An 18,631-nucleotide genomic window follows, 5' to 3' on the forward strand; every position below is an offset into this window, starting at 1 on the left:
CTGGCCACCGGCGCGCAGCGACCTTCCCGGCGGCCCGGCCGCGCCGCATACATGGCGTCCAACGCAACAACACAATGCAAATGATGCGCCTTCCGCCATACCAGATCCCTCGATACCATGTAATGACCCCATTCGAGGATCAGCCACGCCATGCATGCACCGTCAAAACCCGCTCCACCCAACCAGCAGGCGTCCCAGGCCGGCAACGCCACGATGCCCGTGCGCGGCGCGCTTGCCAGCCTGTCCCTGGCGATGCTGCTGCCCGCGCTGGGCACCAGCATCGCCAACGTCGGCCTGCCCGACATGGCCAGGGCCCTGCAGGCACCGTTCCAGGACGTGCAATGGATCGTGCTCGCCTATCTGCTGGCCATCACCGCCCTGATCGTCAGCGTGGGGCGCCTCGGCGACATGGTCGGCCGGCGCCGCCTGCTGCTGGCCGGCATCGCGCTGTTTGCCCTAGCTTCCATCCTGTGCGCGCTGGCGCCCACCTTGTGGCTGCTGGTTGCCGCGCGCGCCCTGCAAGGCCTGGGCGCGTCCGTCATGATGGCGCTGACCATGGCCCTGGTCGGCAGCACCGTCCCCAAGGCCAGGACGGGCAGTGCCATGGGCCTGCTCGGCACCATGTCCGCCGTCGGCACCACGCTGGGCCCCGCGCTGGGCGGCCTGCTGATCGCGCGCTTCGGCTGGCAAGCCATTTTCCTCGTCAACGTGCCGCTGGCCGGCCTGGCGCTGCTGCTGGCCTGGCGCTACCTGCCGGCGGACCAGCGCGACGCGCACGCCAAACGGCCCGTCTTCGACCACCGCGGCACTGCGCTGCTGGCGCTGACCCTGGGTGCCTATGCGCTGGCCATGACCCTGGGCCGCGGCCATTTCGGCGTGCGCAACGCAGCGCTGCTGCTGGCCGCCTGCGTCGGCGCCATCCTGTTCGTCCGGGTCGAGCTGAAGGCGCCGGCGCCGCTGATACGCCTGGCCATGCTGCGCGCGCCCATGCTCAGCGCCGGCCTGGCGACCAGCATGCTGGTCGCGACGGTGATGATGTCCACCCTGGTAGTCGGCCCCTTCTACCTGGCACGCGGCCTAGGTTTAGGCACGGCCGTTACCGGCATGGTGCTGGCGGCGGGGCCGCTGGTGGCGGCGTTCTGCGGCGTGCCGTCCGGCTGGCTGGTGGACCGCTACGGCGCGCAGCGCATGGGCGGCGCGGGCCTGTGCGGCGCGGCGGCCGCCTGCCTGGCGCTGGCCCTGCTGCCCGCCAGCCTGGGCATTCCCGGCTACGTCGCGCCCATCATGCTGCTCACGGCCAGCTATGCGCTGTTCCAGGCAGCCAACAATACGGCAGTCATGGGCGATATCGCTGCCGAGCAGCGCGGCGTCATTTCCGGCATGCTCAATCTGTCGCGCAATCTGGGACTCGTCACGGGCGCCTCCGTGATGGGCGCCGTCTTCGCTGCCGGCGCCGGCGATATCGCCAGCGCCCGGCCAGCCGCCATGATCGGCAGCATGCACGCCACCTTTGGCGTGGCCAGCGCGCTGATACTCGCCGCGCTGGTCATTTTCGTGCTTGGCCGCACCCTGAGCAAAACTGGAGACCCCGCATGATACGCACCCGTGCAATCCCATCCCTGCCTGTCCCTCTGTTGCTGCTGGCCCTGGCCTGCGGCGCCACCCTGTCCGGTTGCTGCTGGCCCTGAGCTGGCGCGCCGGCGGCGTCAGCCGGCGTTGATCCGGGCCGCGCAAGCGTCGACCACGCAGCCGCGCAGCCAGCGGTGGGCGGGGTCGGCATCCATGCGCGGATGCCACATCAGCGACACGGTCAGGTCGGGCATGCGCAGCGGCAGCGCAAAGCTGAACATGCCGGCGCGCAGATTGCCCGTATGCCGTTCCGGCACAGTGGCGATCAGGTCGGAGCCGGCGGCCAGCGCCAGCGCCGCCGTGAAGCCGCCGACGATGCTGGCGATCGTGCGCTGCAATCCCAGCGCGGCCAGCGCGTCGTCCATCGGCCCCGTCTCCTGGTCGCGCCGCGCCACCAGCACATGCCGGCCGGTCGCATAGCGCTCGGCGCTGATGTCGCCCTGCGCCAGTGGATGGCCGCTGCGCACCACGCCCACGAAACGGTCGCCGAACAGCCTGCGCGTGCGCACTTCCGGGCTGGTGAGGCTGCCGATCACGCCCGTTTCCAGGTCGATGCTGCCCTCGCGCAGCTGCACGCTTTCGCGGTCGAGCTTTTGCACGAAACGCAGACGCACGCCTGGCGCTTGCGCGCCGATATGCGCGAGCAGCGCCGGGCCGAAATTTTCCACGAAACCGTCGCTCGAACGCAGCGTAAACGTTTGCGCCAGCTGGCGCGGATCCAGCTGCTGCGCCGGTCCCAGTACGGCCAGCACTTCGCCCAGCAGGGGGGCGACTCTTGCGCGCAGCTCCAGCGCGCGCGGCGTGGGCACCAGTTCACGCCCGGCGCGCACCAGCAGCGGATCGCCCGTCGTCTCGCGCAGGCGCGCCAGGGCGCGGCTCATGGCCGATGGACTCAAACGCAAGCGCCGCGCCGCGCGCGTGACGCTGCCTTCGGCCAGCAGGACATCGAGGGTGATCAACAGATTCAGATCGGGTAGCGACATGGTGTTTACCTTGGCATGCATTGCTGGCGCCAAGTTGCCGGCGCCAGCACTGGCGCTTACTCGCCCTGCTCCGGCGCGCGGCCGATCTCGCCGTCGATATTGGCCAGGAACCAGGCCAGCGACGACATCAGCGCCACGTTGCGCTTCAGGTTTTCCGGGTCGACCTTGTCCAGCGTGTCGGCCGCCGTGTGGTGGTAGTGAAAGTAACTGTGGCTGTCCACCAGCGGCTCGAAACTCGGTACGCCGCCCGTTTCCAGGCGGTGCAAATCGCCCGTGCCCAGCGCGTCGCGGCGCGTGAAGGCGTGCGCGCCCATCGGCAACAGGGCCGCGCGCAGGGGCGCGAACAGTTTTTCCGACTTCGGCCCCACGCTGGCGAGGATGCCGAACGGGCGGCCGGCGCCGCTATCCATCTCGATGGCCGCGTATTGTTTACCGAGCGCCTGCTTGTGGGCCTCGAAATAGGCCTGGCCGCCGCGCCCGCCGTTTTCCTCGTTCATCCAGGCGATCACGCGGATGGTGCGGCGCGGACGATAGTCGAGCTTTTTCAGGGTTTCCACCACGCCCATGGCTGCCACGACGCCGGCGCCGTCGTCGTGCGCGCCCGTCGCCAGGTCCCAGGAATCGAGGTGGCCCGAAACCACCACCACTTCGTCGGCCTTGTCCGTGCCCGGCCAGTCGGCGATGACGTTGTAGCTGTCCGCTTCCGGCAGGTTTTGCGGCGTCAGGGTCAGGTGCATTTTCAGGGGGCCGCGCGCGGCCAGGCGGCCCATCAGCAAGGCGTCTTCCACGGTGACGGCGGCGGCGGGAATGCGTTTATTCTCGTCCAGGCCCGTGGCGCCCGCGTGCGGGATGCGGAAATCGGCGCCGCCCACCGAGCGCACCAGCGCGGCAGCCGCGCCCAGGTCGGCCGCAGCCTTCGGCCCGAGGAAGCGCGCGCGCGAACCCTGGCCATAGGTGACGCCGGCCAGGCCGCGCTCGGCCATCTCCTGGTCGAACGGCGTGTCGATCAGGACGATGGCGCCCTTCACTTCCGCCGCGCGGGCCTTGAGCTCATCCAGGCTCCTGACGATGATCACGGGCGCCGTCAGGCCGGCGGCCGGCGTGGCGCCGGAGCCGCCCAGGGCGGTGAGCACCACGCGCTGCGACACGCCTTGCGGACGCCCCGCGTAATCGACGATTTCCGCCGTTTCCACGCCGCGCACCCAGTGCGGCACTTTCACGGGCTGCAAGGTGACGGTCGCGCCCAGCCGGCGCATGGTGTCGGCCACCTGCTGCACGGCGGCGGCCGCGCCGGCGGAACCGGACAGGCGCGGGCCGATCAGATCCGTCATGTCGGCCAGGCGGGCGTACGCCCAGTCGCTTTGCAGCGCGGTGTCGCGCACCTGCGCCAGCGCTTGCGGCGCATTGCCCGGCGCGGCGGCAAAGGCGCCGGCGCTGACGATGCAGCCAAGGGCAAGGGATATGGCGGAACGGCGCAATGGCGCGCCAGTCAGGATGCTATGCATGTGTTCAAATCCAGTCAACGAGGTCGAAGCGGGTACGCCGTGGCCATGGGCAAGGCGCGACTTTTTCTACGATAGCGTATTTATTCTGTCATTGCAGCAACTTTTACGGGATCGATTGCCTCGCCCCCCATAGTCGATTACCATCAGAATCGTGATCGCTACCGGAAACCGCCATGCTCAAGGGAACACTCTGTACCGTCCGGCATTTGCAGGCCGCCGACCTGAATACCTATATTTCCCTCGTCAACGACCTGCCCTCGCGCGGCGAGTTTTTCTCGATGCAATTCAAGTCGCCCGAAGCCATGCGTCGCGACTTCCTGCAATCGGGCTTCGTGACCGAGGACAGCGAATTGTTCCTCATCGAAGATCACGCCCAGCACATCATCGGCACGATCACGCACTTCAAGAGCCGCACGCCAGCCTCGCGCGAGATCGGCTACCGCCTGTTCGACCGGCAGCGGGATGGACGCGGCTACATCAGCGAAGCGACGCGCCTGCTGGTCGACTACCTGTTCAACGCCTATCCGTATCACCGGCTGGAGCTGCTGATGGACCCGCTGAACATCGGTTCCGAGCGCATCGCGCAAAAGAACGGCTTTACCCAGGAAGGCTTGCTGCGCCAGGCCTTCTTTATCAATGGCGTGATGCGCGATGTCAAAATGTACAGCCTGCTGCGTCCCGAATGGCAGGCGCGCCTGCGCTGACTTGTTACGGCTGGGGCAGGATTGTAATAAGTTGTATTAGACATGGAACACGGTTGCGACAGCAGATATAGTCCAGTCCATGCAGATCATTGTGATCTCGCCGGAATGGAAGGAAATGCCATGTTGAACAAGAAACTCCTGGGTGCGGTAATGGTAGCGGCAGTGGCTGTGTCTTCGGCCGCAGTCGCCGGTGACCGCGACTTCAATACCGTTGCAGGCGCCGTTGTCGGAGCGGCCATTGGCAACAGCACCGGCGGCCGCAATGGCGCGATCGTCGGTGGCGTGCTTGGCGCCGCCGTCGGCAACAGCATCAGCACGAATGACCGTTATTACGACCGTGGCGGCTATCGCGGCGGTTACCGCGAAACCTATTATGCGCCGGCGCCGCAGCCCGTGTACTACGCCCCTGCCCCGCAGCCCGTGTATTACGCCCCGCCACCGCGCTACTACGGCCCGCCGGCTGTCGTCTACGTGCAACCGGGCCGCGGCTACTACCGCGACCATGGCCGCCGCGACTACTATGACCGCGGAGACTACCATGACCATGGCCGCGGTCACGGCTGGGGCCATCGCCGTTAAGCAGCGCCCTGCACCTGCACCATGAAAAACCTGCGCCAGCCTGCTGCCGCGGGTTTTTTTGCGTGAAAGGCAAGGTATCGCCCCTGCACAATATCGGCTAAGCTGTGTCCTATGATCAACATTGCTGGCCGCCTGGACCGCACCAACCGATGCATTTAATCAAAGACGAGCTCGATTTCGGCCCCTGGCTCGACGCCGCCGCCGGCACCAGCGTGGGCGCCGGCCCCCTGCCGCGCCGCGAAAACCAGGACAATTTCCTGCTGATCGATGCCAGCGGCCACGCCGTCTGCCTGTCGCGGCAGGCGCCGTTCCACTGCCAGGTGCCGGGCTGGCCGCGCGGCCACGTGCGCGCTGCCGTGCTCGACGGCATGGGCGGCCACGGCCACGGGCGCGAAGCGGCGGAAGCGGCCGTGCAAGGCTTGCTGGCCATGCCCGCCTGCCTTGACACGGCCAGCCTGGCGGCCAGGCTCGACGCGCTGCACACGCGGCTGCAGGACAGTTTTGCCGAGGCCGCGCCAGTCCAGGCGCGTCCGCCCGGCACCACCCTGACCCTGCTGGAAGTGCCGCCCGGCGAAGCGCCGCTGCTGTATCACGTGGGCGATTCGCGCCTGTACGAAATTGCCGACGGGACAGCCAACATCCTCACCGTGGACCACGTGCCGGCCACCGTGTACGCCATGCGCGGCGCGCTCGACGAGGCGCGCTGGCGTGCCGCCGTGCACGGCGAACACCACCCGCAAATCTCGCAGGCATTCATTTTAGGCAATGCCATCGGCGACAGCTTGCAGCTCGACAAGCCTTTGCGCGGCCTCGATGCGGCCATCTTGCCGCCCTTCCTCGCACACCTGGGCGACCGCCGCGTGCTGCGCGTGCGCCCCGGCGCCCACTATCTGCTGGCCAGCGACGGCTTCTGGGCCTGCGAGGACCCGCTGGCCCTCACGGCCCGCTGGCCCGCCTTGTGCGCCGGCAAGACTGCGGCACAGGCCGTCAGCGCCCTGTTCGACGACTTCCTCTCGCATCCACCCAAAGGCTTGCATAGCGACAACATTACCGTGCTGGCGCTGCGCTTCGATGCGGAATTCACCGCCCCAGCCGGCTAGCGGCCAGGTAGCCGGCCGTCGCCGACACGGACGACAGCACGGCGCCCCAGGCCATGTCGATCGCCGTCAAGGCCAGCGGCCAGTCGCGCAAGGTCGCATAGTTGCTCAAATCATAGGTGCCGTAGGCCAGCAGGCCCAGCAGCGCGCCCAGCACTGCCGCCGTGCGCCCGCGGCGCGCGCGCAAGCCCGGCAAAATGGCGAAAACCAGCAATCCCGCCACGTACAGCAGATAAAACAGCGTCGCCGGCGCCCAGCGGGGAGACTCCGCCAGCAGCGGCCCCAGCGCTGCGGCGTACACCGGCTTCATCAGCACCGCCAGCCACAGGGCATCGATGGCCAGGAATACGCACAGGGTGGCGCCATAGGCTATGGCAAGCTGGAGCGGGCGTTGGGCAGGCATGGTCGTCTTTCGAAGTCGGGCGGCATCGGGGGAACGGCTGTGCCAGCATAATACAAAACGCCTTCCAGCTCTTGCCGCAGGCATCACCATGCGCGACCGGCGTCCACACGCATGGCTGGAAAACCTGTCCATACAATATCAAAATAACATATCCAGAAAGATATAAAATGTGTTTTTGAGCAATAGTTTCCATGACATGTATTGCGAGGTGTGACCAGGGACATGAATTTGGACAAAAAGAGCGCATTCCGCTGCCGTGAAAGTTGCCAAGCAAGCGCAAAAGCGCGTAAGCTCTCATGTATAACAGAGGGCAAAATGTCCCCGCTCGATTCGAGTCAGAATGTCATGAAAAAATGCAGCAACCCGGAGCACCCGCACTGTACGTTCTGGGTCTTGCCTGGGGAAACAGTCTGCGCGGGCAACCACCCGCAAGCGACGACTGCCCCCAGCAGCTACGACCTGTTGACCGCACTGCGCAGCGCCCGTTCCGAGCCATCGGCAACGGCGCTTCCGCACGCCCCTGCTGCTGACGCTGTTACCGCACCGCTGACGGGCACAACCGCGCCAGCGCTGCCCACCCGCATTCCTGCGACTATGCCGGCCTCCACGCCAGCGGCCTCGCCTGCCGTCGTTACCGCCGCCGCCCACGCCGCCTACCAGCCCGTGCAAGCCCACCTGCACATCAGCGGCTTCGATCCCCGCGCGGCAGGCGGACGGCAAACCCTGAAGATGGAATTGCGCGGCATGAGCGCCGCCTGCGCGCCGCAGCTGACCTTGCGCCTGCGCTCGGACCTGATCCCCCGCGGCCAGGTGCAGCATGATTTCGTGCGCACCACGCGCGGCGACTGGCGTCCCGTGATTGTCGAGTTTTCCTCACGCAACAAGGAACACGGGCAATACCAGATCGAAGTCGAGGTGCACAGCCACGTCGATGGCGCCGTGGCGCAGAAATGGGTGTGCACCTTTGTCATCCTCGTGCCGCGCCGCGACGCGACCCTGACGGAAATCCATCAGATCTTCCTCAGCACGCACAAGAATGTGCGCGTGATGGCCGACGACGCCTCGATCGCCCGCGTGACGGGTGGCGACGGCTGCAACCTCGACGTGACGGCGCGCAATGCCGGCATCGCCCATGTGGATCTGTCTGCGCCGCAGGGCAAGATCGACATGGGTTTTACCACTATCGCCTGGGACGAGGAATTGATCGAGGTCGACCTGCCCGCCGCCAGCCACTGCCATCCGCACCCGAGCCAGGCCGCCTGCCTCGTCAATGCGGCGCCGGAAGCGGGCGAACAGCGCCAGATCCGCCTGTTCGCGCTGGAAGAATGCATGCTGGGGCGTTTTGAGCTGGTGGACCCGGAAGCCGATGTGCTGCTCAGCCATTTCAGCCCCGACGGCCAGGACAACAATGGCTTGACGCGCCGCCTGTCGGGCCGCCACGCCATCATCCGGCGCGGCCAGCAAGGCTTTGAAATCGAGGACGTGTCGCGTTACGGCGTGCTGCTCGATGGCGTGTGGCCCGGCAAGCACAAGCCCGTCGCCCTGCGCCTGGGCATGCGCATCGAATTGTCTGCCAGCATCAAGGGCATCGTCGTGCTCAGCGTCACGGCACTGCTCGCGCACGGCGTGATCCTGCACCGCATCGACCACGGCGCCCGCGCCGAGTGTTTTTACCTGCTGCTGCCGGAAGCCCAGCCTGCGCCGGCCAGCCACCTTGCCACGCCGCAAGCCAGCTGCCTGCCCGTGCTATTCCACCGCAACGGCGGTTTCTGGCACCTGGACACGGCCAGCGGCAAGGAAACCGCGCTGGCGCCCGCCACCGCGCTCGACAAGCTCAGCGGCTTCGCGCGGCACAACCGCTTCGCCAGCGAACCGTATCCGGAATGCTGGATCATCCGCACCGAAGCCGCGGCCCTGTGCGATAGCACCATGCAAACTGCCTGATACAACGCCTCCCGCCACCTGACCGCTAGCGTCTGAAAAATGGTCAGAGCAAGGCGCGCTGCCGAAGACAGTACGAATGTACGGCAAGGCAGTGCAACGCAGCTATGGCCTTTTTTCGGACGCTAGCGTGGCACCAGCACGAGAAAAATCATCGACAGGCCGAGTATGAACACCGCTTCCAGCGTGAACACGATGGCGGGAATCTGTAATTCGCGTGGAATTTTCATGGCGAAACCTCTTCAAAACGCAGGACTGCTTTCAGCATAGCGCGCCCTGCGCCGATTGCATTATCATCTACACAACATACTTGACCGGTCGGCATGAGTTGCCGAGTTCGCTGGCCAGGCTATTCCGACACACAATTTAACAATTCAATCGCAGATATTCTGCAAATAGCACCCCTTCCCGCCCTTGCATACTGTATATTCATCCAGTTAATATTTCCCTGCACTTCATACAGCGCCCGCACGGCGTTTTACATTTCCTATGGCTTCCAACAAAGCGCATCACGCGACCGGTTGGGCTGCCGGCGTGATCGCCGCGGCCCTGGTCGCGCACGCTGGCGCCGGCGGCCCCTATCAAGTGCTGAGCATGCTCGCCTTTGTCATGGGCGCGCTGGGCGGTACGGCGCCGGACTGGCTGGAAGTGGCCTGGTGGGCACGCACGCACCGGCTGTGGATCACGCACCGCACGTGGACGCACTGGGGCTTGGCGTGGATCGCCCTGCTCGTCTACACGTACCTGCAATTGCCGCACCACCTGTGGGCGCCGCCCCTGTTCGGCTTTGCGGCCGGCGGCATCATGCATTTGCTGGCCGACTGGCCCAATCCGCTGGGCGTGCCGTGGATCTTCCGCCGCCACTCGCTGCGCTGGTGGAAAAGCGGCCGCCACGACATCATCGTCATCATCGCCGCCTGGCTGGCCGCCACCGTCGTGGCCGACCACGTGTTTTTCGACGGCATCCACCTGCGCCGCACCGTGCTGGCGCTTGAGGGCCTGCTGCACTGGTCCGCTGGGGCACTGCAGACGGCCTGGGCAAATCTGCAACAATGGCAGCTGCGCTGGCGCCTGGGCGGCGACGCCAATTGACGCAGGCGGCGTGGCAATGTGATAATGAGTATCATTCTCAAACAGCCCAGCCAGCCGGCACCCCGCGTTCCGTCAGCCCAGCCCTTCCCTTGTCTGGAGAACGCAGTGAGCACCGTCAGTCCCGTCCATGCCAACCACCTGAGCACCCTGTACTGCGAGCACCACGGCTGGCTGTATGGCTGGCTGCGCGGCAAGCTGGGCAACCGCGCCGAAGCGGCCGACCTGGCGCAGGACACCTTTTTGCGCCTGCTGGGCAAGCGCGAGGTGACACCGCTGGCGCCCCTGCGCGAACCGCGCGGCTACCTGGCGACGATCGCGCGCGGCTTGCTGATCGACCGCTACCGCCGCCAGGCGCTGGAGCAGGCCTACCTGGAAGCGCTGGCGCAGCAAGCCGAGCCAGCATCGATGTGCGCCGAAACGCACGCCATCATCATCGAAACCCTGCTCGCCGTCGACCGCCTGCTTGACGGCCTGGGAGCGCGCACGCGGGCCATCTTCCTGCTGGCGCAAATCGAAGAACTCAGCTACGTGGACATCAGCCGGCGCCTCGGCATCTCGCTGCCGACCGTGAAAAAACACCTGGTGCGCGCCTACACGGAATGCCTGATGCTGGCGGCCGCCTGATGTTCGGCACCGCGACCTCACCTTCCGCCCCCATCGCCCGCAAGGTGCTGGCCGCCGCCGCCCACTGGCATGTGGAACTCCTGTGCGGCAGCGCCGACCCGGCCGCCCTGCAGGCATGGCGCGACGCCAGCGCCGAGCATGAACGGGCCTGGGACCTGCTGCGGCGCATGGACGGCCAGCTGGGCGCGATACCGGCAGCGCTGGCGATGCCGGCGCTGCAGGCGGCGCAGCAGCGCCGGCGCGCGGCCGCCAAGATACTCGCCCTGCTGGTGGCGGCCGGCGGCGGCATCGCGTTGGGCCAGGCGGGCTTGCAATCCGGCCCATGGCAAGCCCTGACGGCGTCCCTGCGCACGGCGCCGGGCCAGCGCCGCCACGTGACGCTGGCTGATGGCGGGCGCCTGGAGATGAATACGGCCAGCGCCCTGGATGTCGCTTACAGCGCCACGCACCGCCGCATCCGCCTGCACCGTGGCGAAATCATGATCACGACGGCGCCCGACCCGCGCCCCTTCCTCGTCGACACGCCGCACGGCGTGATCCGCGCGCTGGGCACGCGCTTCGGCATACGCTGCGACGACGATGGCAGCACCGTCAGCGTCTTCGAGCACGCCGTGGAAGTGCGCTGCGCGGCGCGTCCGGACGCCGTGCGCCGCCTGGAGGCGGGGCAGCAGCTGCGCTTCGGCGCCACCGGCGCGGATGAGGTATTGAGCATGCCCGCGCACCAGGATAGCTGGCTGCGCGGCATGCTGGTGGCCGCCGACTGGCCGCTGCAACAGCTGGTGCAGGAGCTGGCGCGCTACCGGCGCGGGCGTCTCGCCTGCGATGCCGCCGTGGCGCTGCGCCCCGTCACGGGCACCTACCGCCTCGACGATATCGACGCCGTGCTGGAAAGCCTGTGCGCCTCGCACGGGCTGCAAGTGACGTACTTCACGCGCTACTGGGCCACGGTATCGGCCCGGCCGGCATAAATATTTTCAGTTTTTTTGCGTTTGGGGTTGGTGTTTCGATGCGCTGCTTCGGCTTGACAAGTAAGAAGCCGATTCATTGGCCATTTTCTTATCCCTCTGAGCAGAAAGACCGAGCATGCAGCTGACCACCCCTGTCCTCCATCCCGCCGCGCGCGCCATCCGCCTGGCCGTCCTCGCCATGGCTTGCGCCGCCCCCGCCGCCTTCATCGCCGCGCCCGCCCTGGCGCAAGGCCAGGCCGCCGCCACGGCGCCGCAAGCCTACGCCGTGCCAGCCGGCCCGCTGGCCACTGCCCTGAACGACTTCGCCGTCGCCGCCGGCGTCAGCCTGTCGACCGATCCCGCGCAGACGCGGGGACTGCGCTCGCCCGGCGTGCGCGGCAGCTTCAACATCACGCAGGGGTTTGCCCAGGTGCTGGCCGGCAGCGGCATGGAAGCCGTGCAGCTGCCGAACGGCGCCTATGTGCTGCGCCTGGCGGCCGTGCCTTCCGCCTCGGCGGCCGGCGCGGAAAAGACCATGGCGCCCGTGACGGTCAGCGCCAGCATGGAGCGCGATCCCGTCAGTGAACACAGCAACTCGTACGCGGCGCGCGCCGTCACCGTCGGCAAGGGCGTGCAAACCCTGCGCGAGATTCCGCAATCCGTCAGCGTCGTCACGCGGCAAAAGATGGACGACCAGAACCTCAATACCATCGACGCCGTGCTGGCCAATACCACCGGCATCACCATGTACGACAGCCCCATGGGCGGGCGCTACGTGTATTCGCGCGGCTTCATGGTCGAAACGTACCAGTTCGACGGCGTCAACCGCGCCATGTTTTACCCGCAGGCGAACAGCTTTACCAGCAATACGGCCATGCTGGACCGGGTGGAAATCGTACGCGGCGCCACGGGACTGCTGCAGGGCACGGGTTCGCCGGGCGCCGCCATCAACATGGTGCGCAAGCGCCCACTGGCGGAAAAGCAGGTGCAGCTGGCACTCAGCGCGGGACGCTGGAATGACGTGCGCGGCGAAGTCGATGTCACCGGCCCCTTGAACGAGTCGGGCAGCATCCGCGGCCGCGCCGTGGCCGCGCATGACCAGCGCGATTATTTTTATGACGTGGCCGACAGCCGCACGGACGTGCTGTATGGCGTGCTGGAATTCGACCTGGCGCCGGGCAGCAAGCTGACGACGGGCGCCAGCTACGAAAAACTGCACGCGACGCCGTTCTTTTCCGGCATGCCGCGCTACCGCGATGGCAGCGACCCGCACCTGCCCCGTTCCACCTTCCTGGGCGCCGACTGGAACCGCTGGAATAGCAAGCAGACGGCCGTCTTCGCCGAATTCGAGCACCGCTTCGACGCCGACTGGCTGTTCAAGGCCAGCGCCAACTACACGCGCGAGCGGCATGACGTGAAATACATGTTCAGCCAGGGCGCGATCGATCCCGCCACCCTGGCCGGCATGATGATGTACGGCGGCGTGTTCGACTACGGCAGCACCAACAAGGGCATCGACCTGTCGCTCGATGGCAAGTTCAACGCCTTCGGCCGGCGCCACGGCTTCAGCGCCGGCATCAGCACGAACCGCCTGGAAAGCGACAGCGATTACAGCCTGGCCCTGCTGCAGCAGCCGAACAACCCGCTGCAGCCGAACCACGGCGTGGCCGAACCCAGCGACGCCTGGTTCCGTGCAAACAGCTACCGCGGCGATCCCAGCGTGACGAGCATGACGCAGACGGGCGCCTACGGCGTGGCCCGTTTCAGCGTCAGCGATCCGCTCACCGTGGTAGCCGGCGCGCGCGTGTCGAACTACAAGTCGAGCAGCGTGTACCGCGACACGGGCGAAGTGTATATCGACCCCTACCGTGAAAACGGCGTCGTCACGCCGTATGGCGGCGTGATCTACGCATTCGACCCGCGCTGGTCCGGCTATGCCAGCATCTCCGACATCTTCCAGCCGCAGAACCAGCGCACGGCCGATGGCGCCCTGCTCGACCCGCTCAAGGGCCGCAACCTGGAAGTGGGCGTGAAAGGCGAACTGTTCGACGGCAAGGTGAATACCTCGCTGGCGCTGTTCCGCATCGAGCAGCGCAACCGCGCGGAACTCGACCTGGTGAATACCTGCTCGTCCGGCACGGAATGCTATTTCTCGACGGGCAAGGTGCGCAGCGAAGGCGTCGATGCGGAAATCAGCGGCGAGGTGGCGCCGGGCTGGCAACTGTTCGCCGGCTATACCCTGAACAACTTCAAGTACCTGGAGCAGACGTCGAATGCGGGCGTGATGTTCGCCAGCACCTACTCGCCGCGCCACATGCTGCGCGCGTGGAGCGACTACCGCCTGCCCGGCGCCCTGCAGAAGTGGAGCGTGGGCGGCGGCGTGAACTTCCAGACGGAGAGCTCGCGCACCACGCGCGACGTGAAGGTGGCGCAAGGCGCGTACGCCTTGTGGAGCGCGCGCGCCGCCTACCAGATCGACCGTAACTGGACGGCGTCGCTGTCCGTGACGAACGTGCTCGACAAACGCTACTACCAGACGGTGAGCGCACCTGCGTGGGGCAATTTCTACGGCGAGCCGCGCAAGGCGCAACTGACCTTGCGCGCGCGTTTCTAAGGGGGACTCAGGTCGCCGGGCGCAGGGGCGCCTTCGGCAACGGGATGAATTCCGTCTCGCCCGGCACCTGTCCCATGCGCTGGGCGCTCCAGTCGTCGGCTGCCTGCGACAGGCGTTCCTTGCTCGACGAGACGAAATTCCAGAACAGGAAGCGGTGGCCGTCCAGCGGCTCGCCGCCGATGACGACGAACTGCACCGGGCCGCTGCCCGCCGTCACCACCGGTACGGCGCCCGCTCGCACGGCGCCCGCTTCCAGCAAGGCCATGGTGTGCGGCACCAGCGCCACGCCATCGAGCAGCACGTCCCCGCTGATCGGGTAAATCGCCGCTTCCGCCGGCAAGCCGTCCAGCCGCAGCTCCTTGCCTGCCTCCAGCGCCACGTCCAGGTACAGCGTCTGCATGTAGGTGCGCACGGGCGAAGTCTGGCCAAACGCGGTGCCGATCAAGACCTTCACCACGGCGCCATCGAGCGGCACGACGGGAATGTCGGCCTGCGGCGTGTGCGTGAAACTCGGTTCGTCTTCCTCGTGCGCCTTCGGCAGCGCCGCCCACAGTTGCAAGCCGTGCGTGCGGTGCGGCTGGCCCGCCAGGTCGTGCGGCGTGCGTTCCGAATGCACGATGCCGCGCCCGGCCGTCATCCAGTTGATGGCGCCCGGTTCGATGCGCTGGTACGAACCGATGCTGTCGCGGTGGTCGATCGCGCCCTCGAACAGATAGGTGACGGTGGCCAGGCCGATGTGCGGGTGGGGACGCACGTCGTGGTTGGCGTCGGGCGCCACGTCGATGGGGCCGAAATGGTCAAAGAAAATGAAGGGGCCGACGGCCTGTTTTACTGCCGAAGGCAGCAGGCGCCGCACGACAAAGCCGCCGCCCAGGTCTTTTTCGTGGCTTTTCAGGATGGCCGCGCTCATGCCAGCACCGTCGTCACTTCGGTGGTCACCGCCGTCATCAATTTATGCAGCGGGCATTTGCCGGCCGCGGCCAGCAATTCCTCGCGCTGCACATCCGTCAGCTCACCCGTCAGGTGCAGGGTGGCGGCCAGGCGGTACACGCCCCTGCGCTCTTCGCTGGCATCGCGCTCGGTCGACACTTCCACGTGTTCCAGCGGGATGCCCTTGTGTTTGGCGTACCAGACGACGGTGAGCGCCTTGCAGGCCGACAGGGCCGCGTCATACAGGTCGTGCGGCGACGGGCCGGCATCGCCGCCCCCTTCCGCCACCGAAGCGTCGGCGGAAATGATGTGGTCGCGCACGTGCACGATGTGGCGCATGGGTTGCGACTGGTCGCGGATGGCTTTGATGGTCATGGCGTTCCTTGGTGCGTTTGGAAAGCCACAATTTACACCGTTTGCCCGCTTTGCGCAGCCTGCGCCCCTGCTACCTGGTCATTTGATACGGAACAGGGCGTCGACCGTCTGCGCCATTTTGAGGCTGGTGACCATCAGCATGTCGTCGGGATTTTGCCGCTGGCGGCTATTCGCGCGGTTGTAGCGGTCGGACGGCACCAGGCCCACGGCATTGCCCAGGTTTTTCAGCTGGTCAGACGAGATGCCGGCCACGGCGCCCGCGCGCTTGCCGAAGCCGCGCGCCATGGCATCGGCCTTGCGCTGCGCGTCCTTGACGGCTTCGCCCACCAGTTCCTCTTCCAGGCGGATGCGCTCCGTGGCGCCGAAGGTGACGGCAAACGCATCGAGGTTGGGCATGGCCAGCAGCGGACGCATGACGGCGGGCCATTTCGACAAATCCGCCACGTTGACATGCACGCTCGCCTTGATCAGGTATTGCGGATTGGCCGGGTCCTGTTCCGCGCCCTTGCGGATTTCCTTGCGCACGTCGCGCACCTCGATGCCGGCGGCCGCCTCGGGCAAGCCCTGCTCCACCAGCAGCGCCCTGATTTCCGCGATGCGCGTCTGGACCAGCGCGGTGGCCACGTCCGGCGCCGGGTCGAAGACGCTGACGTCGAAGTCGATCTCGCCCAGATCCGGCATGACCAAGCTGTACGCCGTGCCCGTCGCATGGATGAAGGGATAGGAGGGAAAATCGCCGGCCAGGGCGGCGATGGGCAGGCAGGCGAACACGATGGACAGCAGGCGGCGTTTGAACACGGACACTCCGGCACGGTTAAGGTGCATGAAGTATCCGTCAAGATAATCAATATGGCAATCCCGGCCTACCCGGCCTGGTCCAGCGTGCGCGCCACCCGGAAGCCCACGATGTCGTTCGACAGCACGGTGGAAAAGCCGTTGCGCAGGGCCGAGCGCAGATAGCGCGGGTGATACAGCCAGGAGCCGCCGCGCAGGATGCGCCGGCTGCTGTCGCTGCCCTCTTCCCACGCGCTGCCGTCGACGGGCGCGCCCTCGTAATTGTCGTGCACCACGTCCTGCACCCATTCCCACACATTGCCGTGCATGTCGAACAGGCCCCAGGAATTCGGCGCGAAGGTACCCAGGGGCGTGGTGCCGCCCCGGTACACCCCGCGCGGGCCGCCGTTGTACACGTACAAGCCGTCGTAATTGGCTTGCTCGGTGCTGATGGTGTCGCCCACGTTGAACGCCGTGCGCGTGCCGGCGCGGCACGCGTATTCCCATTCCGCTTCGCTGGGCAGGCGGTACTGCCGGCCCGTGCGCTCGCACAGCCACGCCAGGTACAACTGCGCGTCATTCCAGCTCACGCCGACCACCGGGTGCTGGTCGTTCTGCACGAAGCCGGGATTATCCCAGTCCGTTTCCGACCCGCCCGCCCATCCCGTCGCCTTGACGAAGGCGCGCCATTCGCCCACGCTGACGGGGTGCCGGGCCAGCGCGAACGGGCGCTCGATGCCGACCCAGTGCTGCGGCGTTTCGCGGTCCAGCCATGACTGCTGCGAACCGACCTGGATGGCCGCCTTGTGCTCCGTCTCGTGCGCGCCCATCTGGAAGCGGCCGCTGGGAATGAGCACCAGTTCCGGCCCCTGTCCCGAGCCATCGAGCCAATCATCGCGCAAGATGCCTTCGGCATTGGCCACCGGTTCCGCGTGTTCCGGCTCCAGTTCCGGCGCCGGCGCGGATGCCGGCGCTGGGATGGCGGCGGTCGCGGCGCGGCTGGCCTCTTCGCGGCGCGCGCGTTCCTGCTCGGCCCGATACGCCGCCTCCGCCTTGGCGACGATGGCCTTGCGCTGCAATTCCTGGTGTTCCTGCAAGGCCGTGGCGGCATCGGCTTCGCGGCGCGCGCGCAGCTGGCCGCGCAGCGCTTCCTTGCGCAGCTTGCGCGCCTCTTCCGCTTCGAAATGGCGCTGCGCCTCCTGCTCGCGGCGCAGTTTATCCTGCCGCTGCTTTTCCAGCGCGGCCGCCTGGATTTCCGCCTTGCGGCGCTGGTCCAGTTCTTCCTGGCGCGCACGCGCCTCCTTGAGCGCCGCTTCGCGGGCCTGTTCCGCCGCCAGCGCCGCCTGCTGCTGTTGCTCTGCCAGGCGCGCCTGCTGCTGGCGCGCCTGTTCCGCCAGTTCTTCGGGCGACGGCCCGGCAGCCCGCTCCAGCCCTTCGAGCAAGGCTTGCACGGATAGCGGCCGCAATTCCGCCGTCAGCGAAAAACCGTTCTGCAGCACTTGCCACTGCTGCGCGTTGAGCGCCTGCGGCGCGGACGGCAGGTGGCTGGCGCTGCGCATGTCGTCGAACGGCATGCGCCCTTCCAGCATCTGGTAGATCATCACGGCCACGGCATACACGTCCAGGCGCGGGCTGGGCTGGCGCTGGTTGGCGCCGGCCTCGGGCGCCCGGTAGCCGTGCGTGCCCGCATTCGGCATCTCCAGCGCCAGGCTGCTGTCCGCATTGCGCACGCGCGACGCGATGCCGTAGTCGAGCAATTTGACATCGCCCTTCGCCGTCAGGAAGACATTGCCCGGCTTGATATCGCGGTGCACCAGCTTGTGCTTCTCCCACGCATACGCCAGGGCTTCGGCCACCGGGTGCAGCAGCTGCTGCACGGCGGCCAGCGGCAGCGCGCCCTGGCGGCCCAGATAGTGTTCGAGGTCTTCGCCATCGAGGCATTCCATGATGATGAAATAGCTGGCCGTGGCCGGGTCCTGCGCCCACTCGTAGACGCGCACGATGTTTTCATGCGCGAGTTTTCTCGCCTGGGTCGCTTCCTCGATCAGCAGTTTCGCGTGCGTGGCGCTTTGCGTCAGCTGCGGCGGCAAGATCTTCAGCGCCACCATTTCGCTGCTGCCCAGCTCCGCGTGCGTGGCCAGGTCGGTGGCTTGCCACACCTGCCCCATGCCGCCCGTGCCGATCAGGCGTTCGAGCCGGTAGCGGCGGTTTTGCGGGCCGATTTCCTGGCCCGTCATGAAGCCCAGCTCCGTCCCCTGGCGCACGGGCAGCGGCGCGGCCACGGGTGCGGCGCCGGGCGGCGCGTACTCGGCGTCGAGGATGGCGTTCTTGCGGCGTTCAAATTCCTGCTCGCTGAGCAGCCCGTCGTCGTGGAGGGCGCGCAGTTCCCGCAGTTTGTCTCGTGCTTTTTGCATCATCTGGGGTGAAACGCTTC

Annotated in this window: 16 protein-coding genes; 9 read left to right on the forward strand and 7 right to left on the reverse strand. The window is 67.0% G+C overall.

The features are described from left to right. Positions 1-150 precede the first annotated feature (150 nt). On the forward strand, positions 151-1,596 hold the full coding sequence (locus tag O0881_RS05890; protein WP_289910564.1) for an MFS transporter: 1,446 nt from the start codon (positions 151-153) through the stop codon (positions 1,594-1,596). A 110-nt stretch (positions 1,597-1,706) separates the two neighbouring features. Here the strand turns inward: O0881_RS05890 and O0881_RS05895 are convergent, their stop codons facing one another. Both O0881_RS05895 and O0881_RS05900 read right to left on the reverse strand, forming a co-directional pair. Continuing rightward, positions 1,707-2,612, reverse strand: coding sequence for a LysR family transcriptional regulator (locus O0881_RS05895; protein WP_289910565.1), 906 nt, complete (start codon positions 2,610-2,612; stop codon positions 1,707-1,709). A gap of 56 nt (positions 2,613-2,668) precedes the next feature. Beyond that, positions 2,669-4,117 carry a M20/M25/M40 family metallo-hydrolase gene (locus O0881_RS05900; RefSeq protein WP_289910566.1) on the reverse strand — a complete coding sequence of 483 codons (1,449 nt, stop codon included), beginning with the start codon at positions 4,115-4,117 and terminating at the stop codon, positions 2,669-2,671. A gap of 173 nt (positions 4,118-4,290) precedes the next feature. On the opposite strand from O0881_RS05900, the gene O0881_RS05905 reads away from it, so the two are divergent. From O0881_RS05905 to O0881_RS05915, 3 genes are all read left to right on the forward strand, one after another. Then, on the forward strand, positions 4,291-4,821 hold the full coding sequence (locus tag O0881_RS05905) for a GNAT family protein (RefSeq protein WP_099378762.1): 531 nt from the start codon (positions 4,291-4,293) through the stop codon (positions 4,819-4,821). A 120-nt stretch (positions 4,822-4,941) separates the two neighbouring features. Beyond that, the gene (locus O0881_RS05910; RefSeq protein WP_034783918.1) at positions 4,942-5,400 is read left to right on the forward strand and encodes a glycine zipper domain-containing protein; all 459 of its coding nucleotides are present in this window, start codon (positions 4,942-4,944) and stop codon (positions 5,398-5,400) included. 149 nt (positions 5,401-5,549) lie between these two features. Next, positions 5,550-6,500 carry a protein phosphatase 2C domain-containing protein gene (locus O0881_RS05915; RefSeq protein WP_289910567.1) on the forward strand — a complete coding sequence of 317 codons (951 nt, stop codon included), beginning with the start codon at positions 5,550-5,552 and terminating at the stop codon, positions 6,498-6,500. On the opposite strand, the gene O0881_RS05920 is transcribed toward O0881_RS05915, so the two are convergent. Continuing rightward, positions 6,481-6,900 carry a DUF2177 family protein gene (locus O0881_RS05920; RefSeq protein WP_099667419.1) on the reverse strand — a complete coding sequence of 140 codons (420 nt, stop codon included), beginning with the start codon at positions 6,898-6,900 and terminating at the stop codon, positions 6,481-6,483. The genes O0881_RS05915 and O0881_RS05920 overlap by 20 nt on opposite strands. Before the next feature lie 345 nt (positions 6,901-7,245). Between O0881_RS05920 and O0881_RS05925 the strand changes: the two genes are divergently transcribed. The 5 genes from O0881_RS05925 to O0881_RS05945 all read left to right on the forward strand — a co-directional run bounded on the left by O0881_RS05925 (position 7,246) and on the right by O0881_RS05945 (position 14,118). Continuing rightward, a complete protein-coding gene (locus O0881_RS05925; protein WP_289910568.1) occupies positions 7,246-8,844 on the forward strand; it encodes an FHA domain-containing protein in 1,599 nt (532 codons plus the stop codon). 486 nt (positions 8,845-9,330) lie between these two features. Continuing rightward, positions 9,331-9,933: a metal-dependent hydrolase gene (locus O0881_RS05930; RefSeq protein ID WP_289910569.1), complete on the forward strand. Its 603-nt coding sequence runs from the start codon at positions 9,331-9,333 to the stop codon at positions 9,931-9,933. A 105-nt stretch (positions 9,934-10,038) separates the two neighbouring features. Next, on the forward strand, positions 10,039-10,557 hold the full coding sequence (locus O0881_RS05935) for a sigma-70 family RNA polymerase sigma factor (protein WP_289910570.1): 519 nt from the start codon (positions 10,039-10,041) through the stop codon (positions 10,555-10,557). Beyond that, complete coding sequence (locus O0881_RS05940) at positions 10,557-11,525, forward strand: FecR domain-containing protein (protein ID WP_289910571.1); 969 nt, start codon at positions 10,557-10,559, stop codon at positions 11,523-11,525. Before O0881_RS05935 ends, O0881_RS05940 begins: the two co-directional genes overlap by 1 nt. Before the next feature lie 115 nt (positions 11,526-11,640). Further along, positions 11,641-14,118: a TonB-dependent receptor gene (locus tag O0881_RS05945; RefSeq protein ID WP_289910572.1), complete on the forward strand. Its 2,478-nt coding sequence runs from the start codon at positions 11,641-11,643 to the stop codon at positions 14,116-14,118. A 7-nt stretch (positions 14,119-14,125) separates the two neighbouring features. Here the strand turns inward: O0881_RS05945 and O0881_RS05950 are convergent, their stop codons facing one another. The 4 genes from O0881_RS05950 to O0881_RS05965 all read right to left on the reverse strand — a co-directional run bounded on the left by O0881_RS05950 (position 14,126) and on the right by O0881_RS05965 (position 18,614). After that, positions 14,126-15,028 carry a pirin family protein gene (locus tag O0881_RS05950; RefSeq protein WP_289910573.1) on the reverse strand — a complete coding sequence of 301 codons (903 nt, stop codon included), beginning with the start codon at positions 15,026-15,028 and terminating at the stop codon, positions 14,126-14,128. Next, positions 15,025-15,423: an OsmC family protein gene (locus tag O0881_RS05955; RefSeq protein ID WP_289910574.1), complete on the reverse strand. Its 399-nt coding sequence runs from the start codon at positions 15,421-15,423 to the stop codon at positions 15,025-15,027. Before O0881_RS05955 ends, O0881_RS05950 begins: the two co-directional genes overlap by 4 nt. 78 nt (positions 15,424-15,501) lie before the next feature. Next, complete coding sequence (locus O0881_RS05960; protein WP_289910575.1) at positions 15,502-16,221, reverse strand: SIMPL domain-containing protein; 720 nt, start codon at positions 16,219-16,221, stop codon at positions 15,502-15,504. A 65-nt stretch (positions 16,222-16,286) separates the two neighbouring features. Continuing rightward, complete coding sequence (locus O0881_RS05965) at positions 16,287-18,614, reverse strand: SUMF1/EgtB/PvdO family nonheme iron enzyme (RefSeq protein WP_289910576.1); 2,328 nt, start codon at positions 18,612-18,614, stop codon at positions 16,287-16,289. Positions 18,615-18,631: the final 17 nt, after the last annotated feature.

The organism is Janthinobacterium sp. SUN100, assembly GCF_030397705.1.
GTDB classification, from domain to species: Bacteria; Pseudomonadota; Gammaproteobacteria; order Burkholderiales; family Burkholderiaceae_D; genus Janthinobacterium; species Janthinobacterium kumbetense.

Excerpts from the sequence above, each read along its gene's own strand:
- O0881_RS05930 (WP_289910569.1), top strand. The coding sequence starts at position 9,331 with ATGGCTTCCAACAAAGCGCATCACGCGACCGGTTGGGCTGCCGGCGTG.
- O0881_RS05900 (WP_289910566.1), bottom strand. The coding sequence starts at position 4,117 with ATGCATAGCATCCTGACTGGCGCGCCATTGCGCCGTTCCGCCATATCC.
- O0881_RS05945 (WP_289910572.1), top strand. The coding sequence starts at position 11,641 with ATGCAGCTGACCACCCCTGTCCTCCATCCCGCCGCGCGCGCCATCCGC.
- O0881_RS05905 (WP_099378762.1), top strand. The coding sequence starts at position 4,291 with ATGCTCAAGGGAACACTCTGTACCGTCCGGCATTTGCAGGCCGCCGAC.
- O0881_RS05915 (WP_289910567.1), top strand. The coding sequence starts at position 5,550 with ATGCATTTAATCAAAGACGAGCTCGATTTCGGCCCCTGGCTCGACGCC.
- O0881_RS05955 (WP_289910574.1), bottom strand. The coding sequence starts at position 15,423 with ATGACCATCAAAGCCATCCGCGACCAGTCGCAACCCATGCGCCACATC.
- O0881_RS05910 (WP_034783918.1), top strand. The coding sequence starts at position 4,942 with ATGTTGAACAAGAAACTCCTGGGTGCGGTAATGGTAGCGGCAGTGGCT.
- O0881_RS05920 (WP_099667419.1), bottom strand. The coding sequence starts at position 6,900 with ATGCCTGCCCAACGCCCGCTCCAGCTTGCCATAGCCTATGGCGCCACC.
- O0881_RS05925 (WP_289910568.1), top strand. The coding sequence starts at position 7,246 with ATGAAAAAATGCAGCAACCCGGAGCACCCGCACTGTACGTTCTGGGTC.
- O0881_RS05890 (WP_289910564.1), top strand. The coding sequence starts at position 151 with ATGCATGCACCGTCAAAACCCGCTCCACCCAACCAGCAGGCGTCCCAG.
- O0881_RS05895 (WP_289910565.1), bottom strand. The coding sequence starts at position 2,612 with ATGTCGCTACCCGATCTGAATCTGTTGATCACCCTCGATGTCCTGCTG.
- O0881_RS05940 (WP_289910571.1), top strand. The coding sequence starts at position 10,557 with ATGTTCGGCACCGCGACCTCACCTTCCGCCCCCATCGCCCGCAAGGTG.
- O0881_RS05950 (WP_289910573.1), bottom strand. The coding sequence starts at position 15,028 with ATGAGCGCGGCCATCCTGAAAAGCCACGAAAAAGACCTGGGCGGCGGC.
- O0881_RS05965 (WP_289910576.1), bottom strand. The coding sequence starts at position 18,614 with ATGATGCAAAAAGCACGAGACAAACTGCGGGAACTGCGCGCCCTCCAC.